This is a genomic window from Microbacterium lacus (genome assembly GCF_039531105.1).
Taxonomy (GTDB): Bacteria; Actinomycetota; Actinomycetes; order Actinomycetales; family Microbacteriaceae; genus Microbacterium; species Microbacterium lacus.
In genome coordinates this window covers 3,053,728-3,073,817 of record NZ_BAAAPK010000001.1, presented here as the reverse complement: position 1 = coordinate 3,073,817, position 20,090 = coordinate 3,053,728, and the positions used below count along the sequence as shown (strand labels likewise).

Genomic DNA, 20,090 nt, shown 5'->3' with positions numbered 1-20,090 from the left:
TCGTACGGTGATGCCGGCACCCCCGGCAACGTGTCCAGTCCGGTCGTGGTCGGCTTCGGTGGCTGGCAGGCGTTCTCGCACCTGTTCGCCGGGCAGGATGCGACCGGTCAGAACCGGATCTACGCTGTCGACCGGGACGGTCGGCTTCTGTCGTACGGTGATGCCGGCACCCCCGGCAACGTGTCCAGTCCGGTCGTGGTCGGCTTCGGTGGCTGGCAGGCGTTCTCGCACCTGTTCGCCGGGCAGGATGCGACCGGTCAGAACCGGATCTACGCTGTCGCGCTCTGAACATCCGCCGGCGCTGCGCCGATCACCCTCGATCCCCATGCGCGCACTGAACGCTGAAGGTAGGTCGAGTGTCGCTGCGGCGTGTTCGTGTCGGCTCGCGTTTCCGGACAGCACGGTCGGGCCTTGGATGAGCTCGGGTGCACCGTCGGATCACGTGGGCCCATGGAACTGCGCGGTTGAGATGTCGCACCCGTTGGCTACGGTGATGTCCCGTTGCGAATGATTCACGACGGGAGGGCTCATGGTCGAGTCAGTCAGCGCGAGGCAATTCCATGACGAACCGGGACTTCTTGCGTTCGATCACGCGTCGACATTATCCAGGTGCCGAGCGTGGGGATCGGTCTACGGGCCCGCGCGAGGATTTAGCGGGACGAGGCGCTGACCATACACGGCGGCTAAATCGTGGGCACAGTCGTCACTGCGTTGTCAACCACGGTGTTCGGTGGGAGGTTCGCTGGGTGCCACGACCCGACGGGCGCTTCTCTGCTTGATCTCTCGCCCGAGCTGGATGGCGCCTGCGATGACCGCGACGAAGCCGGCCGCAAGGAGGAGAGCGCGAAGCCAGATTTCCGCTTCAGGCATGAAGAGCGCAGGCGCGGCGAAGATGAACGTCGCTCCCACGAAGTACCAGACGGCGATATTCGGTGTGTCTTGAATGCTCTGCGACGAGTCCATCTTTTCCCTTCCGATCGAGGCGGACTTCCCTGCGGTCGCGTTCACTCCAGACGTTCACAACTGGTGGTCTGAACTCGAGTGACTTGATCGACGCACAGGGTCTGCAGTAGTCGCGTTAATCCATCGCACCGTGGTTACGTGGTCGTCAGGTGAGTGGCGAGGAAGGTGGCCGCTCGGAGTGTCAAGCGCGGTTCTGCGTCGCGCAGGTACTTGGTTGCAGCCACGGTGTCCTGCGCCGCCGCGACGTCGAAGGGAATCACGTCGCGCGCCCAAGCGAGCGCGGGTGCGGGCGGTTGGCCACCGGTCGGAATCGTGCCACCGAAGAGGAGCTGGAGTCTCCTCCGCGGATCCTCTCGATCTCCAAATACTTTCGCTGCCCATGTGCTCTGCATGATCCACCTCCGTCCACCACGCTATGTATTGGCGGCCGGACCCGCCTCCACCTCGCGACGGATACCGTGCCCGCGAGTCGATCCCTTCTGACACGCTTCCCGATGCGCAAGACGCCCGTTAACGCGAATCCGCATCGGGCGGGTCTTGCGGGAATTCAGACAGCTTGAGGATTGTCAAGCCGGCGCTCGAGTCGCCCGTCGAGGTGCGTCGCACTGGCCCACCGGCTTCCGGGCGGTGAGCGACCCGCACCAGGGATAGGGGACGTTGCGCCGAACGGCCGGCTTTCGGCCGCGCGAGAATCGGTCTTCTCTCGCGTGGACGTTTTGGGCTGTGCCGGACATGCACAGAGTGAAGGTGTCCGGTGAAAGGATTCGGGGCAATGACGGAACGCAGCAACGCACCACACGATCCGCTCGATGGTCTGCTGGATGACGCAGGCCCGGTTACGACCGTGGTGTCTGACGCGATCGAGGATGAGCTTGCTCGGATGAGCGTGGCCGCTCGAACCGATCACCGCCCAGCACGGGCGGGGCGGGGCTTCACCCGTGCCGCAGCGATCGGTGTCGCGGCCGTGGTGCTGCTGGGTGGGGCGGGCGCGGCCGCGGCGAGCACCTGGGGGTTGGTGCCGTGGTGGCAGCAGAACTCGCCGGACTCGTTCAGCGTCACCCTGCCCAGCGGCGTGAACTGCGAGTTCCAGGTCATCGGGAACTTGCAGGGCCCCACCCCAGCGATCAGCGAAGAGACAGCTGCCTACCTGCGCAGCGTGGACATCGCTACCATCCTCGACGTCGATGCGGAGATCCAGAAGCAGCGCATGGCCCCGCCCTCGGTCGCTCGCGTCGATGGCAAAGACATCCAGGTCGGGTACGGGACCGAGAACTATCCCAGCCCCGACGTGGAGTACTACTTGGCGGTGCCGGCGGCCGTCACCACGGCCGTCGCTGCGGAGCTGCAGCGCAACGGGTACGGCGTCGGGCCGGAGGATTTCTCCTGGCAAAGCGAGGCGAGCTGCCCGGGGATGCAGTGGTGACGCGCACAGATAAGGACCTCGCGGCGCACCTGACCGACGTCATCTCGTTCAACGCCGTCGACATCCTCGCCTACTTTGAACGACGAGTCGGAACAAACGACGCCGCCGACCTGGTGGCCGAAACCATGCTCACAGCCTGGCGGAAAGCAGCAGACGTGCCAAAGGACACGACGGAAGCGCGCATGTGGCTGTTCGGCGTCGCACGAAACGTCCTCGCCAACGCCGACCGCGCCGAACGACGCCGCTGGCGACTCGCCGACCGGCTCCGACTCATGCTCGCCCCGGAGAACCCCGCACCCGCCTCCGACGCCGGAGTGGACGTCCGAGATGCCGTTGCCCGCCTCGAGCCAGACCTTGCCGAGCTCATCCGACTCGTCCACTGGGACAGGCTCACCCTGGCCCAAGCCGCCCAGGTCACGGGCATCCCCGCCTCCACAGCGCGCAGCCGTTACCAGAAAGCAAAAGATGATTCTGCGGCGGCACGCGCCGCCCGAGTCGTACCGACATACGCTCAAGCCATGACCGCTTCGCAGCAGGTCGGACGCTACGGCCTGGCTCTTCGAAAGCGCCTCCTGGCGGTGGGGATTGCCACCGTCCTCGCTCTTGCAGTTGTCTGGTTGATCGCTGTGCCGATCGGGCCCGAGGCGTGTGCATTATCTATGCCAGGACCGCGCAACTGTTTCGTGAGTGATCGCGTTCAGGCCGCCATCTTGCCGACGATCGTGATCATCGCAGGAGCCCTCCTCTCGGTCGCCATGCTGTTGGAACGGCCGAAGAACTTGAGAATGATCAGCGCGTGGTCGGTCGTCCTCCTCATCATGATGGCGGGCGCCTCCTATGTGCTGGTGGCCTGGATCCCGGCCCTGGCATGGATGTGGAGAAGCAACATCGCGCCGTGAGCAGCGGCGTGTGTCCGCCGGCGGTGCGCAAAAGGATCCGTGACCGCGCAACGCGTGTCTCACTTTCGTCAAGAGGTGCACGATGCTCTCTGATTTGTCGAGGGCGGCGGGTACGGTCGGTCCATGGACGGAAGCCGCCTGAGCTACGCAGCGCTGCTCACGCTGATACTCCTCTTGGCGGCGATCGCTCTGACATACACGATGGTGGTCAGCGGTCTGAATGTCGCAGGATGTGGAGACCGATGCGACTACCCGTCGATCACGCGCGCCATGAACGGGTTCCTGGTCGCCGCAGGTCTTTCACTCACCACCGCTGTTGCTGGCAGCTATCTGCTCCGCGCGAAGGGGTGGTGGGTTCTCATCGCACCCGTTGCCGGGGCTCTTGTTCTGGTCCTGGCATTCTGGGTCACCTCCACAATCGCGCGCACCGCGACGCAGCTGTAGGGCCGATCGCGTTCCGTGCGCGGATCCTCAGTCGGGCGATGCCTCAACAGGGGACGGGCGCAGGCGCTGGAGCGGGACGCCTGTGCGGGCTGTGTCCGGGAGGGGAGTTCGCGGTCGGTCCGCGACCGCCTGCCGCCCAGAGGTGCCGCGCGGCGCCGGTGGTGTGGGCGTCGCGCGGGATTGTCTGCAGCGAGCTATGGACGAGCCGCTCGCCTTGCGTCGATAAATCACAGGGCTGCGAGCACTCGTCGGTTGGAGTGGGGATGACCCGGGAGGTCGAGCTTGTCGAAGAGATGCTGAATGTGCGTCTCCACGGTGCGTTCCGATATGAACAGTTTTGCGGCGATGCCCGAGTTGGTTAGCCCCTCGGCGACGGAGGCGGCCATCGCCATGCGGGAACCGGCGGTCGGAGCGACGGCCACGAGCGCGCGGGGTCAGCATCTTCGGCGCGAGATGAGGAGTGCAGATGGTGAGCGTGCCAGTCGTGCCCGCCACGAGAACCGTGGACGACGTACGACTCGTTTTCGTCATCCGATGCTGGGGAACGCCACCGATAGAGCCCGCGGCCTATGAACGACCCAATCGCGGCTCGACAGAGACGGTGGCCTTCTGCCCCTCTCGAGCGATGGGATGGACCGGTCTCCGGAAAGAGCGGACCCGCACCCCGCGGATGTGATCCGACCCGGTGCGGCTTGACTGGTGTCTTTGCGACGCCTACCGTTCGGTTCATGGGACAAAACGATGGTCCGGAGCGCGGATCCGACCTCAACGGCGTCACGCGCGCGGGAGAGATCCTGTTCGCATTCACCCGTGAGCGTCCCGAAATGGGGCTCACCCGCCTTGCTGCCGAGGTCGGGCTGAGCAAGGCGACCGTGCATCGTGTGGCACAGACGCTCGTCTCGCTCGGCCTGCTCGAGCAGAACGACCAGACGCGGGCCTACCGGCTGGGGGTGCGGATCATGCAGCTGGCCGACGTCGTCGCCTCGTCGCTCGACATCCGTAAAGAGGCCCGGTCGGCACTGCGTCAACTGCGCGAGCAGACGGGGGAGACGGTCTATCTGATGCTCTTGCGAGACAATGCGGCAGCCTGCGCCGAGCGCATCGAGGGGTGGCATCCGATGCGCGATCTCTCTACCCCTCCCGGCACCGTCGTGCCCCTCCACGTCGGCGCGAGTGGAAGCGCCATACTCAGCGTCCTTGACACCGACGCCCTGGATGCGGCCGTCTCCGGCCTCGATCCGGAACGCGGAGCGGCCGTCCGGCGCCGCGTGGCCTTCGCCCGCGAGCATGGCTATGCCGTTGCACGAGGAGACGTCTCACAAGGCGTGGGGGCCATCGCCGTCGCCCTGCGCGACGAGTCGGGCGCACCTGTGGGTGCCGTGAGCCTCGGCGGTCTTCTCGAACGTGTCGAAGCGGCTGAGACGCAACTCGCTGCGTCCGTGAGTGCGACCGCGGCCGCCGTAACCTCCGCGATGGGCTGGAGCTGACCCACTCCCCAACACCTGGCGCGGCTATCGCTGTGACGGGTGTCTTCGGCGCGCCCGAGTTCGGCACTTAGGGCGCCTGGCCGCGCCCGGTGTCGTAACACGAACGTCACACATCGCGTATTGACCGATGCGGGGAGTCAGCCCTAACGTGTGGTCCAGAAAGAGAAACGCTGGTCCGCTGAGCGAACCAGTGTCCGAAGTTGGAGCCGACCTCGGCGCCACTCGGAGCTTTCTCGCCCGACGTGCCTGACCGGGTGACTGCACCACACGCGGCAGCCGCCGCACCCGACATCGAATGTGAAAGGAGTCGAGCCATGAAGAAGCAGATGTGGTTCGCGCCCGTCGTCCTCGCTACGGCTGTTCTGCTGCTCAGCGCATGCAGCGGTCCGGACGAAGACGTCGCGGCGCCCAGCGCCCAGGCCGGTGCTGTGCCGGAGGCGGTCGCTGCAATCGCCGAGCAGGGCCGCCAGGAGATTTCCACCTGGCCCGGTCCGACAGACAGCCCAGTGACAGACGGGACGGCGCTGTCCGTCGTCGTCGTTCCCTGTGGAATGGCGACCGAGGGATGCAAACGGCAGGCGGAAGGTTTCATCGAAGCCGCCGACGCCCTCGGATGGGAGACGACCCTCGTCGACCCGAAGGGTGACCCCTCGCTGGACAACGCCGCCATTGACCAGGCCATCACGCAGGACGCGGACGCCGTGTTCCTCGTCTCCATCGACCCTGACATCGTCGCCGGCGCGCTCGAACGCGCTCGTGATGCGGGCATCTTTGTCGTCGCCTCCGCGACCGACAACACGACGGGACTCGATCACGAGGTGTCTCTTCATGGAGACGAGGAAGGTCGGATGCTTGCGGCGCAGATCGTCGTGGAGACCGGCGGCGATGCGAAGGTCGCCATGTTCACGGGCAACGAGTTCAAGACCGTTGTCAAACGCGTCGAGGGCAGCAAGGAGGTCTTCGCCGATTGCTCCGGATGCGAGATCGTGGCTGAGCAAGACATCTCGCAGACCGCAGGCGGTGCCGATCTCGTCTCGCTCGTGCAAAGCACGATCCAGGCCAACCCCGACGTGAACGTGCTGTGGGCTCCGTATGACGCCGCTGCCACAGACATGGTCCAGGCGGTCCAGCAATCCGGTCGTGACGACGTCATGGTGGCGTCGTTCAATGGAAACCTGCAGAACCTCGAGTTCATCCGCGCCGGCGCACCCCAAAAGATCGTGGTCGGCGAGGCGCTCGAGTGGGTCGGCTGGGCAGGTGCTGATGCGGTGCTTCGACTGAGCCAGGGCGCTCCGATGGTCGAGGATGACGGCGTTCCCGCGCGCATCCTCACCGCCGACAACCTCCCCGAGAAGGGCACCGCCTGGACGGGCGACTTCGACTTCCGCTCGGAGTACAGCCGCATGTGGGGCATCGGCTGACGTCGCCTCTCACCCCCGTCGGGGAGGACGCGCATGTCCTCCCCGACCCCGACGCTAGGAATTCCCATGGATGCTGCCATCGAGGTCAGAAACATCTCGAAGACCTTCGGCGCCCAGCGTGCGCTCGACGACGTGACCGTCGCCTTCGGAACCGGGCGCGTCACGGCTCTGCTCGGACAGAACGGCTCCGGCAAGTCGACGCTCATCAAGATCCTGTCCGGGTTCTACACCCCAGACGCAGGCGAGGGCGAGGCGTTCGTGCACGGCCAGCCCTTAGCGCTCCCGGTTGCCCCGCGCCACGTCCACTCGCTCGGCGTGCGCTTCCTGCATCAGGACCTCGCGATCGTTCCGGCGATGTCGGTAAGTGACAACTTCGCGCTGACGGAGCGCTTCACGGGGGTCGTCCGGGGCGGGCTGATCGCGCAGCGGCGTCAGGACGCCCGCGTCGCAGACACGCTCGACCGGCTGGGCGTCGAGGTCGATCCCTCGACGCTCATGAGTCAGCTGGCGCCTGCCCAGCAGACGATGGTCGCCATCGCGCGGGCATTCTTCGAGGCCGACCGACCGACGATCTTCCTCGATGAGCCGACGGCCTCCCTCCCCGAGTCCGAGGTGCAGAAGGTCCTCGGTGCTCTGCGCACGGCCGTCTCCGAAGGTGCATCGATCGTCTATGTCTCGCATCGCCTGGACGAGGTCCGACAGATCGCCGACGATCTCGTCATCCTGCGCGACGGACGCCTCGTGACGCACACGCCGAACGCGGGTCACTCGACCGCGGACCTCATCGAGCTAGTGCTCGGACGCCCGGCGCCCGTCGTCTCCCACCAGCGCTCCAGCATCGAGCGCCCTACCGTCTTGGCGGTCGAAGGGCTTGGTGGCCCACGGCTCCAGGGCGTCTCGTTCAAGCTCGGCCGGGGAGAGATCCTGGGCGTGACCGGCCTCATCGGATGCGGACGCTCCGAGCTGGCGCGCATGCTGGCCGGTGCGCAGTCTCCCGCGGCGGGCGGCCTCAGACTCAAGGACCAGGGGTACGCTCCGCGCTCACCTCGTCACGCTCGTCGCCGTGGAGTCGGATACGTCCCGCAGGACCGGCGGGCCGAGGGGGCCGTGACTGGAATGACCGTCGCGGAGAACGCAACGCTCAGCGTGCTCCACAGCGTCAGTGACGCGGGTTTCGTCAATCGGCGCAAAGAGGACGATCTCGCCCGCACGCTCGTGCGACGGTTCGGTGTTCGTCCCCCGATCCCCGCGGCGCCGATGGACGACCTCAGCGGCGGAAACCAGCAGAAGGTCGTCTTCGCGCGGAACGCGGCCCTCGATCTGTCGGTGCTGGTCCTCGATGAGCCGACGCAGGGAATCGACATCGGCGCACGCGGCGAGATCGCGGCCATCTGTCGCGAGCTCGCCGCAACCGGCATCGCGCTCGTCGTGGCATCGACCGACTTCGACGAACTCGCATCGCTTTGCGATCGGGTCCTCGTCCTCGACCGCGGACGCCTCGTGGACGAGGTCCGTGGGTCCGACATCACGGTCGAACGCCTAACCTCATCCAGCTTCTCCCCACCGTCATCCGAATCCTCGTCAGGAGCCCTCTCATGACCACTACGGCCACTACTGCCGCCCCGCGCGGCACGGGCCGCCGCATCGCGCAGCAGGCTGTGGGCAACTACGCCATCGTCATCTTCCTGCTCGTGCTTATCGCCGTCTTCTCGATGGTGGCGCCGACCCTTTTCCCCACCTGGTCCAACTTCCAGGCAATCGCCAACAATCAGGCCGTGCCCGCGATCCTCGCCCTCGCCGTGATCCTGCCCCTCGCGGCGGGAGAATTCGACCTGTCCGTCGGTGCAACGCTCGGTTTCACCTCGGTCCTCACCGCATGGGCGTCCATCGGTGGCGTGCCGCTCGTACCAGCCATCTTGCTGGGCATCGGCGCGGGCGCGCTCATCGGCGCGGTCAACGCCTTCCTCGTCGTCAAGGTACGGGTCAGCGCGTTCATCGCGACGCTCGGAATGGGGACGCTGCTCTCGGGCGGCAATCTGCTCCTCACGAACGGATCAGTGCTCTTCGAGGGCATCGACGAGGGGCTCACCGTGATCGCCCGCAGCCGCTTCCTGGGGCTCCCCCTCACGTTCTACTACCTCATCGTCATCGCGCTCATCCTGTGGATACTGCTGGAGCGGACCCCGTTCGGCCGCTACCTCGCCGCGACGGGACTCGGCCGTGCTCCCGCGCGCCTCGCCGGGGTCCCGACCAACGCGTATCTCGCGATCGCATTCATCGGCGCCGGCGCTCTCGCCGGAGTCGCCGGTGTGCTCCAGACCGGGACCGTGGGCTCGGCAAGCCCGAGCACGGGTCCTGCGTTCCTCCTGCCCGCTTACGCAGCAGCCTTCCTCGGGGCGACCACGATCCGGCGCGGAAGATTCAACGTCTGGGGAACCATGGTCGGAGTTCTCGTGCTGGCAGTGGGAGTGTCCGGTCTCAACCTGCTGGGAGCGCCATTCTGGGTCGCGCCCGTCTTCAACGGTCTCGCTTTGCTGCTGGCCGTCTCGTTCGCCGCCATCCTCGCAGGCCGAGGACGGAGAGGATCCGCCGGTGCCTGAGTCGCGCATCATCCGCGCTATCCGCGAAGCGGGCGGCACGATCGTCCTCCCCGGCGTCGGGACACCGCTCGAAGCCCTGGCGGCGCAGAGCGCCGGGGCGAGGGCCGCCTATGTCAGCGGGTACGCCACGGCCGCCTGGCGGCACGGCCTTCCGGACATCGGCATCATCGCGCTCGCCGAGATCACTGAGTCGCTGCGAGCGGTGACCGCGGTCGTCGACATGCCCGTCATCGTCGATGCCGACACGGGCTACGGCGACGTCGTCAACGTCGCGCGCGCCGTCGAGCGCCTCGAGTCATCGGGGGCGGCCGGCATCCAGCTGGAAGATCAGACGTGGCCCAAACGCTGCGGCCATCTGCGAGGCAAGTCCGTGGAGCCGACAGACGTGATGGAACGGAAGATCCGCGCAGCCGTGCGTGCCCGGGCCGACGAAACGACGCTCATCGTCGCCCGCACCGACGCCCGCGCCCCCTTCGGCATCGGAGAGGCGATCGATCGCGCGCGGCGTTACCACGACGCGGGCGCCGATGCGCTCTTCATCGACGCGCCGGAAAGTGAGGCGGAGCTCGAGCGGATCGCGGCCGAGGTCCCCGGCATCCTCGTCGCGAACATGTCGGAATCAGGGCTGACGCCCATGCTGTCCCGCGAGAGGTTCGCAGAACTCGGCTACGGGATCGTGCTGTACCCGACATCGTCCTTGCGGATCGCGTCGGACGCGTTCGTCCGCTTCTTCCGAGACCTTCTCGCCGACGGCGACAGTTCCGCGTGGGTCGACCGGATGTCGACGTTGGGAAGCCTCAACACCCTCGTGGGCATAGAGGCGGCGGAGCGTCTGGAGGCCGCGGTCCTCGGCGAGGTGGGGCCGTGACTCTCGCGGAAGGAATCCTCGAGGGTGCCGTCGACCTCCATCGGCACGGCTATCCAGAGATCTCCGACGATCTGCGCACTCCCGTGTCAGACGTCGACGACATCACGACCTGCAGGGATGCGGGGATGCGCGGCGTCGTTCTGAAGTCCCATGTGTGGCCCACGATCGGGCGTGCGCAACTGGTGGCGCAAGCCGTCGAGGGGATCGCGGTCATCCCATCGATCACGCTCAACCGCTTCGCGGGCGGCATCACACCCGACATCGTCGAGATGGCGGTGAAGCAGGGTGCGGGTGTCGTCTTCCTGCCGACGGTCAGCGCGGCAAGCGACCTCGCGCGCGCTGGAATCTCCGCACGCATCGCCGGCGTCATCGATCGGTTCGATGCCGCGCGCGAGGTCGGCACCCGGATGCTGACGTCCGATGGCGAACTCACCCCCGACGCGCGAAATCTGCTCGACGTGCTCGACGATTTCCCCGTGCTCGTCTACTCGGGGCACGTGAGCACGACCGAGACGATCGCTCTGCTCAAGACGGGCAGACTCAGCGACCGGTACGTCTTCGCGCACCCCGACAGCCATTCCATCGGTGCACGTGCCGACGAGATGGCCGAGGCCGCCAGGCTGGGCGCCTTCGTCGAGATCTGCGCGCTGGGCGCGTACCCCCAGATCGGGCGCGTCACCCACGCCGACCTCGCGGGCATGGTGCGTCTGGTCGGGGCCGAACGATGCGTCGCGACATCCGATTACTTTTTCTCGTGGAGCCCTCCGTCCAGCGCGATGCTTCAGGATCTCGCCGACGGACTTGCGGCTGCTGGCCTGTCGCGGCGCGAACTGGAGCTCATCTTCCGCGACAATCCGGCTCATCTCGTTCACAACCACCTCTGACAACCTGACCGAGAAAGGGGCGACGATGCGCCGACTGACTCCCGAGGACATTACGAACCTCTCCACTGAACTGGGCTTCCCGATCCCGGCTGCCGAGGCTGAGCGATTCCAGACGCTCACCGACTACATGATCGACACGGTCGACCGGTTTGACAACGTCGCTCGTGCACAGCCGAGGCCCTCTGCGCCGCCGCGGGACGCCGGACGCGTGCCTCGCCCCGACGAAGATCCGCTGAACGCGGTCTTGCGTGTCGTCGACATCTTCCAGCCCAGCGCATCGGGCGCCCTCGATGGGATCAACGTCGTCATGAAGGACAACATCCCCATCGCGGGTGTGCCTATGACGATGGGGTCGGACGTCCTGACGGACTACGTGCCTGCCGAGGACGCCGAGTTGACCCGGCGCGTGCTTGCCGCCGGCGGTCGGATCGTGGGGACGACGAACATGGAGGCGTTCGCCTTCTCGGGTGGGGGAGAGACGTCGGGGCACGGTCGCGTCGAGAATCCTTTTGACCGAGCGCGCACGGCCTCGGGGTCCTCGACCGGGTCGGCCGTTGCGCTCTGGTACGACGGCGTCGACTTGGCCTGGGGGACGGACACGGGTGGCTCGTGCCGGATCCCCGCCTCGTGGAGCGGTGTCCTAGGCCTCAAGCCGACGCACGGCCTCGTGCCGTTCGGAGGCATCCCGACCTCGGACTGGCGATTCGATCATGCCGGGCCCCTTGCGCGCAGCGTCGAGATCATGGCGCGCGGAATGGATGCGGTCGTGTCGCCTATCGTCTACGACGACGCAGACTATGTATCCCCGGTCCGTATCGAACGCCCCGCCTACGCGGCGGAGGTGGCTTCGACGGGCCCCGACCTCACGGGAGTCCGGATTGGACTCGTCCGCCAGGGGTTCCGCGCGGCTGACGATCCTGACGCGGCGGAGGGGGCGATCGAGACGGCGGATGCCGTACGGACCGCCGCCGACCGTTTCGCCGCCCTCGGGGCCGAGGTCGCCGACGTCGATCTGGGCGTGCTCGCTGAGGGCGGTGACGTCATGTTCGCCGCGATGCTCGAATCGGCGACCGCCGCGACCTTCGGTTGGCCCAACGCCTACCACTGGCTCGCGGAGTCGTCGCCGGAGTTCGCCGCAGCGCTGTCGACCGCGATCGCCGGCCGGGGAGAACGGATGCCCGACAACTTCAAGGCCGTACTCATGGTCGGCACGTATCTCAATCGTCAGCGCGGAGGCGAGGTCGGCGCGCGCGCCCATCAGCTGGCCGCGGGGATGCGCGCCGCGGTCGACGATGCGCTCAACGGGGTCGACGTGCTCATGATGCCGACGACGTCGCACACGCCGTTTCTCGCGCGAGACGATGTCGACGGGGTCGAGACGTCGTTGCGGGGCTGGGGCATGATGCACAACGTCCCGCTCTTCAACCTGACGGGCCACCCTGCTATCAGCATGCCCGCCGCTGATGCGGGAGGTCTTCCGGTCGGCGTCATGGCCGTCGCTCGGCGCCATGACGACGCGCGGCTGCTGCGACTCGCGCGCGCGTACGAGCTCGGTCACGGCTGGGCTCTTCAGGACGCCCCCTTCGACTGGGTCCAGCCGACGACCTTCACGAAGGGACGCTGATGGATGCCGCCGCTGTGACGGACCTGGTCGCCCGGATCGAGAGCGATCGGGGAGTCGTGCATCCCAATCTCGAGATCGCGTCACGGCAGAGCCCGGACGCTCTCGCGCAGTTCCACGAGTCATACATGCACGCCGTGCACCAGAACGACGTGCTGCCGCGCGCGACGAAGGAGCTCATCATGATCGCCGCTGACGCGGCGGTCTACTTCACCTACGGTCTAAAGTTCCACATGGGCGAGGCGCTGCGTCACGGTGCGACACGCGAGGAGATCGTCAACGCCCTCGAGCTCGCTGGCCTCGTGGGGGGCTTCCATGTGCCGATGATGGCCTTCCCGCTTCTAGAGGAGGTCCTCGCCACCGACGAGTTCGCCCATCTCGCCCGGACGGATGCCGGATGAAGGCCGGACTCTTCCTCACGAACGAGCACACGGCACCTGCCGATCTCTCCGCGCACCTGGGTCAGCAGTTGGATATGACGGCGGTGGTCGCGGATGCCGGCTGGGACTCGATCTTCACGGGACAGCACTTCATCACGGAGGGTACGCAGCGCCTGCAGCCCTTGCCGTTCCTCGCCCGGCTGGCGGCTGAGGCGCCCGGCCTCTCTTTCGGGACCGGCATACACCTTTGGACGCTCGGGAACCCGGTGGCGATGGCCGAGGAGTTCGCGACGCTCGACGTCATCACGGGCGGCAAAACCGTCGCTGGGCTCGGTCTCGGCTACCGTCCCGAGGAATTCGCTGCCTTCGGCGTCGACCGTTCGTCGCGCGTGAAGCGCTTCGAACGCAGCCTCGAGATCGCTCGTCGACTCTGGCGCGGCGAGGCGGTCGACGCGGATGAGCCGTGGTGCCGGCTAGAAGGGGCGACGATCGGAACGCCCCCCGTCGCGGGTGACATCCCCGTCTGGATCGGGGGAACGAGCGACCCTGCCGTACGGCGCGCGGGACGGCTCTCGGAGGGGTGGATCCTCAACCCCGCCGCGCCGAGTGAGACGATCGCGCGGCAAGCCGTGCTCTATCGCGAGACATCCGTCCAGCACGGCAATGGTCGTGGGTGGATCGCGGCGTTTCGCGAGGTGTATTGCGCCCCCACGACCAAGAAAGCCCGGGAGCAGGCGCTGCCCTACCTCGAGAAGAAGTACGGCCGCTACGCAACCTGGGGTCAGGACGATGGGCATCCCGGCCAACGAGCCCTCACGGGAGGGGCCGACACCGTTGGCCGTGGCCGCTTCATCGTGGGCGACCCCGAGCACTGCCTGACGGAGCTCACTCGCTTCCGCGACGAGATCGGTGTTGACGAGTTCATCTACCGGACCGAGTGGCCCGACATGCCCGCCGAGTCGGCGCACTCGTCGCTGGATCTTCTGGTCAGAGAGGTGGTGCCCGCACTGTGAGAATCCGAGGAGCAGTTCTGCATTCCGAAGGCGCGGCCCGACCCTACAGCGAGTCGATGCCGTTGCAGCTCGCCGAGATCGATCTCGATCCGCCGGGTCGCGGCGAGATCCTTGTGCGAATCGAAGCGGCGGGGCTCTGTCACTCGGATCTCTCGGTCATCAATGGCGACCGTTCGCGTCCGCTCCCGATGCTGCTTGGGCATGAAGCATCCGGTCGGGTTATCGACTGCGGTCCGAACGTCGACGACCTCGGGGTCGGCGATCGCGTCGTCATGACGTTCCTCCCGCGGTGCGGCGAGTGCCCTGCATGTGCGAGCGACGGGCGCATGCCCTGCGAACGAGGAAGTGCGTCGAACGCGGCAGGCACGCTGCTTTCAGGGGAGCGCCGTCTGCACCAGAACGGACGCGGCCTGCAGCACCATCTCGGAGTGTCCGCCTTTGCGACAGCCGCAGTCGTCGACAGGCGCTCCGTCGTGCGCGTTGATGAGGACGTGCCCGCCGATATCGCGGCGCTTCTCGGGTGCGCGATCCTGACGGGCGGCGGAGCCATCCTGAACGCTGCGCCTCCGACATCTGGGGATCGCGTCTGCGTCGTCGGGCTCGGGGGCGTCGGGATGGCGGCGCTTCTCACGGCCTGTGCGATCGACGGTGTCGAGGTTATCGGCGTGGATCTCGACGAAGGCAAGCGTGCGACGGCGCTCGAGCTTGGGGCAGCGCGGGTGTTTGCGCCGGATGATGCACGTGAGGCGCGTGTTCGAGCGGAGGTCGTGGTCGAAGCGGCGGGCGCGGCGGCGGCCTTTGAGACGGCACTCGCCCTGACGGCGCCGGGTGGAACGACGGTCACCGTCGGTCTCCCGCATCCGGATGCGCGAGTGTCAGTGAGTCCCCTCTTGCTCGTCGCCGAGGGTCGGCATGTCGTGGGAAGCTATCTGGGCTCCGCCGTGCCCGAGCGTGACATCCCGCGATACGTTGAGCTGTGGCGCAGTGGCAGGCTGCCGATCGACCGGCTCATCTCGGCGCACCGCGCCCTGTCGGACATCAATGCGGGCATGGACGAGCTTGCCGACGGTCGATCCATCCGCCAGATCATCGAGTTTCCCACCGACGGGGTCGGATCGTGAGCCGCGTTCGGTTCGGGCTGAAGGCGTCGGCGGAGCAGTTTGCTCCCCGTGAGCTCGTGGAGATCGCGGTCGAGGCGGAGGCGGCCGGTTTCGACAGCGTGACCGTCAGTGACCACTTCCAGCCCTGGCGTCACACCGGCGGACACGCACCCTTCGCCTTGGCATGGATGGCGGCCGTTGGAGAGCGGACGTCGTCGTTGACCCTCGGCACGTCGGTGCTCACGCCCTCGTTCCGCTACAACCCGGCGGTGCTCGCGCAAGCGTTCGGGACTATGGGCTGTCTCTTCCCAGGGCGGGTGTTCCTCGGGGTGGGAACCGGTGAGGCACTGAACGAGGTCGCATCGGGGTGGAAGGGCCCGTGGCCGGCCTTCCGCGAGCGTTTCGCTCGACTGCGTGAGTCGGTCGACATCATGCGCCTGCTGTGGACCGAGGATCGCGTGACACTCGATGGCGAGTACTACTCGGTCCGCGACGCCACGGTGTACGACCGGCCTGAGCGACCGGTTCCGATCTTCGTCGCAGCCGGTGGTCCCGTCGTCGCCCGTTACGCCGGCCGCGCCGGAGACGGCTTCATCTGTACATCCGGTAAGGGGATGGCCCTCTACACCGATGAGCTTCAGCCCGCGGTGACCGACGGCGCGCGCTCCGTCGGCCGTGATCCGGAATCGGTCGAGCGGATGATCGAGATCAAGGTTTCGTACGACACCGACCCCGGCCGTGCGCTTGAAAACACCCGGTTCTGGGCGCCGCTCTCGCTGTCGAAGGAGCAGAAGCATGACCTGACGGACCCCGTCGAGATGGAGCAGGCGGCAGATGCTCTGTCCATCGAGCAGATCGCATCGCGATGGATCGTCGGATCGGATCCCGAGCAGGTGGCGTCCAGCGTCCGTGAGTACGTCCAGGCGGGGTTCACGCACCTCATCTTCCATGCGCCCGGACTCGACCAACGCCGATTCATCGCACAGTTCTCTCACGACGTGCTGCCGCTCCTCATCGAAGGCGGGGCCTCGACCGGGAAGGCGCCTCACTGATCGCGCCCGCACGCTGCCGCTCATTCAAACAGTTCCCAGGGCACCGCTCATCACTTCGTGACCAAGGCAGTGTCGACGATTCGGTGGCCGCATACGTGCCCCGAGATGCTGCCCGATCACCGCGTCAACTGCAGCAGCATCCCGGCGGCCGGCGTCCGGTGCGCAAGCGCGCCGCCGACGCTAGAAGCGGTCGGGGGAGGGGGTGCCGTGTCCGTAGCGGATCGACACGTCGGCGTGGCGGTCGAAGCGGTAGCCGACGCCGCGGACGGTGCGCACGATGTCCTCGTAGCGTCCGAGCTTGGCGCGAAGACGACGCACGTGCACGTCGATCGTGCGCTCGCCGGGCGACTCCTCTTCGCTCGCGTTCTGCCACAGCGAGCCGACGAGCTCGGTGCGCTCGATCGTGCGCCCCTCGCGGAGCACGAGGTACTGCAGCAGCTCGAACTCCTTGAACGTGAAGGCGGCCGATTCGCCGTCGATCAGCACGCGCTTGCGTGAGATGTCCACGACGACGCCGCCGGGTGCGCGGTCCTCGTCTTCGGGCTCGTCCGCCTTCGTGCGGGCGATCGCAGAGGGCTCGTGGAGGGCGAGGCGGACGACGTCGACGTCGCGGCCGCCTGAGCCGACCGGCGCGAGCGCGACCGTCGCGTACGTCTCGGCCTCGGGCGCGAGATCGGCGAGCGTGCGGCGGAGGGCGTCGACGAGGACGCCGAGGCTCACTCCGGATGCCGCGGCCTTGGCCTCGTCGATGCCGACGTACAGGGCGAAGCCGCGGGGTGCGGTGCCGGCCGGGAGGGCGCGGGCCTCGGCGGCGGGTGTGGCAGCCGGAACGGGCGTTGCGGCCGGAGCCGCCGGAGCAGACGGAACCGCGCGCAGGTGACGCGGGGCGGCGGGACGTTCGAGAAGGGCGGTGTTCGACATGAGGTGTCCTTGCGGAGAGAACCCGGTCGCGGGTTCGGTGTGTGCTGCGATGCGGCCTCGGAGCGGGCCGGTGATTCGGCATCCTCATCGCGTGATCGACGCGGGGTTCGGATGCTCGAGGGATCCGTGCAGCGTTACAGAAGCTGCGCGCGGATCGAGCGGGTCGCTGTGTTCAGCGACGGCTTCGTGTCAGCGACACATTCGACAACACATGACGACGCGGCCGGCCATCATCATGCCGGCAGTCCCGTTCGCCTCCAGGGCGGACAGAGAGCGTGCGTTGTCAGTCATGTCGCGATTATGACGGATTGCGTCGAAAATCGTCAAATCGCGCGGATGCCGCAGCCTCGACGTGACGGAATGTTACAGATTGCTCAGTCGCAGCTCGCGACCGCGCCGACCTTCCCGACGCCCACCACGGAACGCATTTGTTGCCACTTCCAGCAAAAGGCTTGCGCTCCGCGTCGACATGCGCTTACCATCGCCATCGAAGCGCTTCGCGGAAGCGCTTCGATCCTCCGGACCGTGGGCGTCCGGACCACGACGACGGAGCGGACATGGTCAAGATCAACGAGGTGGCACAGGCCGCCGGCGTCTCGATCAGCACGGTGTCGTACGCGCTGAGTGGCAAGCGCCCGATCTCGCCGGACACCCGTCGCCGCATCGAGAAGGCCGTGCACGAGCTCGGATACAGCCCGAACGCGGGGGCGCGGATGCTGGCCGGCAGCCGGACGCAGATCTTCGCGCTGACCGAACCGCTGCGCAAAGACACCCACGCGCCGACGCACATGGCGTTCGTCCTCGCGACGGCGGTTGCGGCCCGACGCAACGACTACGACATCCTCCTGCTGACGGACGAGGATGCGACGGCCGGTATGAGCCGCGTCGCCTCGAACGGACTCGTGGATGCGATCCTGGTGCTCGATGTCGCCCCGGATGACGAGCGCGTGAAGCTCGCTCGTGCGATCTCCACGCCGACGATCTTCATCGGCATCCCGAACGACAACGCCGGACTCGTCTGCGTCGACCTCGACTTCGCGGCGGCCGCAGAACTCGCCGTCGATCGGCTCGCGGATGCCGGCCACCGCGCGATCGGCCTCGTCGGCCAACCCGAGGTCAGCTACGAGATGTCGAACTTCCCCCCGCGCGTCCTGGCCGCGTTCGAGAAGCGTGCCGGTGAGCGCGACATCCGGTCCGGGTTCGGGGCCACCGGCTCCAAGCACACGAGCAGGACGGCAACGCGCCGCACGGTCGCGCGGCTGCTCGACGAGGGAGCGACAGCCCTCGTGCTGCACTGCACCGAGGAGGCGCACGTCGTCGTGCTCGGCGAGCTCGCCGAGCGGGGGCTGCGCGTCCCCGAGGACGTCTCGCTCGTCTCGGTGGGGGCGTCCTTCGACACAGCCGCGCTGCGGACGCCCGTCGACATGATCCCGCTCGTGCCGCAGACCTCGTGCGACCTCGCCGTGGACCTCGCGCTGCAGAGCCTCGGCGAGGATCGGCCCGAACCGGGACTGCGCCTGATCGACCCCGTCTACGCCGCACACGGCTCCCTCGCCGCCCCGCCGGGGGGCTCCGCCGACTGAGCGTCCGCAGCCCCTCGTTTTCCGTTCGCCGAGCATCGAAGCGCTTCGACAACTTCACCTCCCACCCGCACCGCACATGAGACCACCGCAGGTCCAGAAAGGAACGCCACTGATGGCACGTATCACCCGCACCACGAAGAGGGGGCTCGTCCTCCTCAGCGCACTGACCGTCACCGGTCTCGCGCTCGCCGGCTGCTCCGGCGGCGCAGGCTCCGCAGAGGAGTCCGGCGACACCCTGAAGCTCTGGCACTACGAAAGCGCCGACAGCGCGATGGGCAAGGCCTGGAACGAGGCCATCAAGGTCTTCGAGGAGGAGACCGGCGCCACGGTCGAGTTCGAGGAGAAGTCCTTCGAGCAGATCCAGAAGACCGCGAGCCAGGTGCTGGACACCGACGCCGCTCCCGATCTGATGGAGTTCAACAAGGGCAACGCGACGGCCGGTTTCCTCGCGAGCACGGGCCTGATCACCGACATCTCCGACGCGGTGGACGAGTACGGCTGGGCCGACAAGCTCGCCCCGTCGCTGCAGACGACGGCGAAGTACAGCGAAGACGGCGTCATGGGCGGTGACGCCTGGTACGGCATCCCGAACTACGGCGAGTTCGTCGGCGTCTACTACAACCAGGACGCCTTCGAAGCCGCGGGTCTCGAGATCCCCACGACCTACGACGAGTTCGTCTCGGTGCTGGATGCGTTCGTCGCGCAGGGCATCACGCCGCTCGCCGAGGCCGGCGCGGAGTACCCGCTCGGACAGCTCTGGTACCAGCTGGCCCTGAGCAACGGCGACCGCCAGTTCGTGAACGACTACCAGCTGTACGAGAACCCCGTCGACTGGCAGGGCGACACCCTGACGACGGCGACGACCACGCTGAAGGAGTACGTCGACAAGGGCTACATCGCCTCCGATGTCTCCTCGATCAAGGCGGAGGACGCCGGCGTCGCCTTCATCAACGGCACCGCCCCGATCTTCGTCTCGGGCTCGTGGTGGTACGGCCGCTTCGTGAACGAGGCGACCGGCTTCGACTGGACCATGACCGCGTTCCCGGGTGCCGACCTCTCGCTCGGCTCGTCGGGCAACCTCTGGGTCGTGCCCGAGAACGCGGCGAACAAGGAGCTGGCGTACCAGTTCATCGACATCACGATGCGCCCCGAGATCCAGGCGATCATCGGCAACAACGGCGGAGTCCCGGTCGCGGCCGATCCCGCCGACATCACCGACGAGAAGAGCGCCGAGCTCATCTCGACGTTCAACGGGATCCTCGACCAGGACGGACTGTCGTTCTACCCCGACTGGCCGGCGCCCGGCTTCTACGACGTGATCGTGCAGGAGCTGCAGGGCCTCGTCACCGGTGTGCAGGACGTGAAGACCACGAACGCCAACCTCGGTGAGCAGTACGACGAAGGAACCGCCGAGTTCCGTTGATCCGCGGT

The 20,090-nt window shown here is 67.2% G+C and carries 20 protein-coding genes; 17 read left to right on the top strand and 3 right to left on the bottom strand.

The genetic code is table 11. From position 1 onward, the window contains the following. On the top strand, window positions 1-288 hold a 288-nt coding region (locus tag ABD197_RS14575), incomplete at its 5' end, for a tachylectin-related carbohydrate-binding protein (protein WP_344055577.1). A gap of 426 nt (window positions 289-714) precedes the next feature. On the opposite strand, the gene ABD197_RS14570 is transcribed toward ABD197_RS14575, so the two are convergent. Beyond that, entirely contained in the window at window positions 715-1,008 is a 294-nt protein-coding gene (locus ABD197_RS14570; protein WP_344055576.1) for a hypothetical protein, read from the bottom strand. 727 nt (window positions 1,009-1,735) lie between these two features. Between ABD197_RS14570 and ABD197_RS14565 the strand changes: the two genes are divergently transcribed. The 3 genes from ABD197_RS14565 to ABD197_RS14555 all read left to right on the top strand — a co-directional run bounded on the left by ABD197_RS14565 (window position 1,736) and on the right by ABD197_RS14555 (window position 3,729). Further along, a complete protein-coding gene (locus tag ABD197_RS14565; protein ID WP_344055575.1) occupies window positions 1,736-2,386 on the top strand; it encodes a hypothetical protein in 651 nt (216 codons plus the stop codon). Further along, window positions 2,383-3,285 (top strand): RNA polymerase sigma factor, encoded by a 903-nt coding sequence (locus tag ABD197_RS14560; RefSeq protein WP_344055574.1) that lies wholly within the window; start codon window positions 2,383-2,385, stop codon window positions 3,283-3,285. Before ABD197_RS14565 ends, ABD197_RS14560 begins: the two co-directional genes overlap by 4 nt. A 123-nt stretch (window positions 3,286-3,408) precedes the next feature. After that, a complete protein-coding gene (locus ABD197_RS14555) occupies window positions 3,409-3,729 on the top strand; it encodes a hypothetical protein (protein ID WP_344055573.1) in 321 nt (106 codons plus the stop codon). Between the two features lie 227 nt (window positions 3,730-3,956). Here the strand turns inward: ABD197_RS14555 and ABD197_RS14550 are convergent, their stop codons facing one another. Beyond that, window positions 3,957-4,121, bottom strand: a complete 165-nt coding sequence (locus ABD197_RS14550; RefSeq protein WP_344055572.1) for a helix-turn-helix domain-containing protein — start codon at window positions 4,119-4,121, stop codon at window positions 3,957-3,959. A gap of 177 nt (window positions 4,122-4,298) precedes the next feature. Between ABD197_RS14550 and ABD197_RS14545 the strand changes: the two genes are divergently transcribed. The 11 genes from ABD197_RS14545 (at window position 4,299) to fgd (ending at window position 16,155) form a co-directional block, all read left to right on the top strand. Beyond that, on the top strand, window positions 4,299-5,216 hold the full coding sequence (locus ABD197_RS14545; RefSeq protein WP_344055571.1) for an IclR family transcriptional regulator: 918 nt from the start codon (window positions 4,299-4,301) through the stop codon (window positions 5,214-5,216). A 200-nt stretch (window positions 5,217-5,416) separates the two neighbouring features. Further along, window positions 5,417-6,637 (top strand): sugar ABC transporter substrate-binding protein, encoded by a 1,221-nt coding sequence (locus tag ABD197_RS14540; protein ID WP_344055570.1) that lies wholly within the window; start codon window positions 5,417-5,419, stop codon window positions 6,635-6,637. A gap of 66 nt (window positions 6,638-6,703) precedes the next feature. Further along, window positions 6,704-8,236: a sugar ABC transporter ATP-binding protein gene (locus tag ABD197_RS14535; RefSeq protein ID WP_344055569.1), complete on the top strand. Its 1,533-nt coding sequence runs from the start codon at window positions 6,704-6,706 to the stop codon at window positions 8,234-8,236. Then, window positions 8,233-9,237, top strand: a complete 1,005-nt coding sequence (locus ABD197_RS14530; RefSeq protein WP_344055568.1) for an ABC transporter permease — start codon at window positions 8,233-8,235, stop codon at window positions 9,235-9,237. Before ABD197_RS14535 ends, ABD197_RS14530 begins: the two co-directional genes overlap by 4 nt. Continuing rightward, window positions 9,230-10,105 (top strand): isocitrate lyase/PEP mutase family protein, encoded by an 876-nt coding sequence (locus ABD197_RS14525; RefSeq protein WP_344055567.1) that lies wholly within the window; start codon window positions 9,230-9,232, stop codon window positions 10,103-10,105. The genes ABD197_RS14530 and ABD197_RS14525 overlap by 8 nt, the downstream gene beginning before the upstream one ends. Then, entirely contained in the window at window positions 10,102-10,989 is an 888-nt protein-coding gene (locus tag ABD197_RS14520; RefSeq protein WP_344055566.1) for a DUF6282 family protein, read from the top strand. The genes ABD197_RS14525 and ABD197_RS14520 overlap by 4 nt, the downstream gene beginning before the upstream one ends. A 25-nt stretch (window positions 10,990-11,014) precedes the next feature. Then, window positions 11,015-12,613, top strand: coding sequence for an amidase family protein (locus ABD197_RS14515; protein ID WP_344055565.1), 1,599 nt, complete (start codon window positions 11,015-11,017; stop codon window positions 12,611-12,613). Beyond that, the gene (locus tag ABD197_RS14510) at window positions 12,613-13,011 is read left to right on the top strand and encodes a carboxymuconolactone decarboxylase family protein (protein WP_344055564.1); all 399 of its coding nucleotides are present in this window, start codon (window positions 12,613-12,615) and stop codon (window positions 13,009-13,011) included. The genes ABD197_RS14515 and ABD197_RS14510 overlap by 1 nt, the downstream gene beginning before the upstream one ends. After that, on the top strand, window positions 13,008-14,003 hold the full coding sequence (locus ABD197_RS14505; protein WP_344055563.1) for an LLM class flavin-dependent oxidoreductase: 996 nt from the start codon (window positions 13,008-13,010) through the stop codon (window positions 14,001-14,003). Before ABD197_RS14510 ends, ABD197_RS14505 begins: the two co-directional genes overlap by 4 nt. After that, entirely contained in the window at window positions 14,000-15,124 is a 1,125-nt protein-coding gene (locus tag ABD197_RS14500; protein ID WP_344055880.1) for an alcohol dehydrogenase catalytic domain-containing protein, read from the top strand. The genes ABD197_RS14505 and ABD197_RS14500 overlap by 4 nt, the downstream gene beginning before the upstream one ends. After that, the gene (gene fgd / locus ABD197_RS14495) at window positions 15,118-16,155 is read left to right on the top strand and encodes a glucose-6-phosphate dehydrogenase (coenzyme-F420) (protein ID WP_425561040.1); all 1,038 of its coding nucleotides are present in this window, start codon (window positions 15,118-15,120) and stop codon (window positions 16,153-16,155) included. The genes ABD197_RS14500 and fgd overlap by 7 nt, the downstream gene beginning before the upstream one ends. A 180-nt stretch (window positions 16,156-16,335) precedes the next feature. Here fgd and ABD197_RS14490 read toward each other — a convergent pair whose 3' ends face one another. Beyond that, window positions 16,336-17,076: a winged helix-turn-helix domain-containing protein gene (locus ABD197_RS14490; protein ID WP_344055561.1), complete on the bottom strand. Its 741-nt coding sequence runs from the start codon at window positions 17,074-17,076 to the stop codon at window positions 16,336-16,338. A 557-nt stretch (window positions 17,077-17,633) separates the two neighbouring features. Here ABD197_RS14490 and ABD197_RS14485 point away from each other — a divergent pair. Both ABD197_RS14485 and ABD197_RS14480 read left to right on the top strand, forming a co-directional pair. Further along, window positions 17,634-18,659, top strand: coding sequence for a LacI family DNA-binding transcriptional regulator (locus ABD197_RS14485; RefSeq protein WP_344055560.1), 1,026 nt, complete (start codon window positions 17,634-17,636; stop codon window positions 18,657-18,659). A gap of 112 nt (window positions 18,660-18,771) precedes the next feature. After that, window positions 18,772-20,082 carry an ABC transporter substrate-binding protein gene (locus tag ABD197_RS14480; RefSeq protein WP_344055559.1) on the top strand — a complete coding sequence of 437 codons (1,311 nt, stop codon included), beginning with the start codon at window positions 18,772-18,774 and terminating at the stop codon, window positions 20,080-20,082. Window positions 20,083-20,090: the final 8 nt, after the last annotated feature.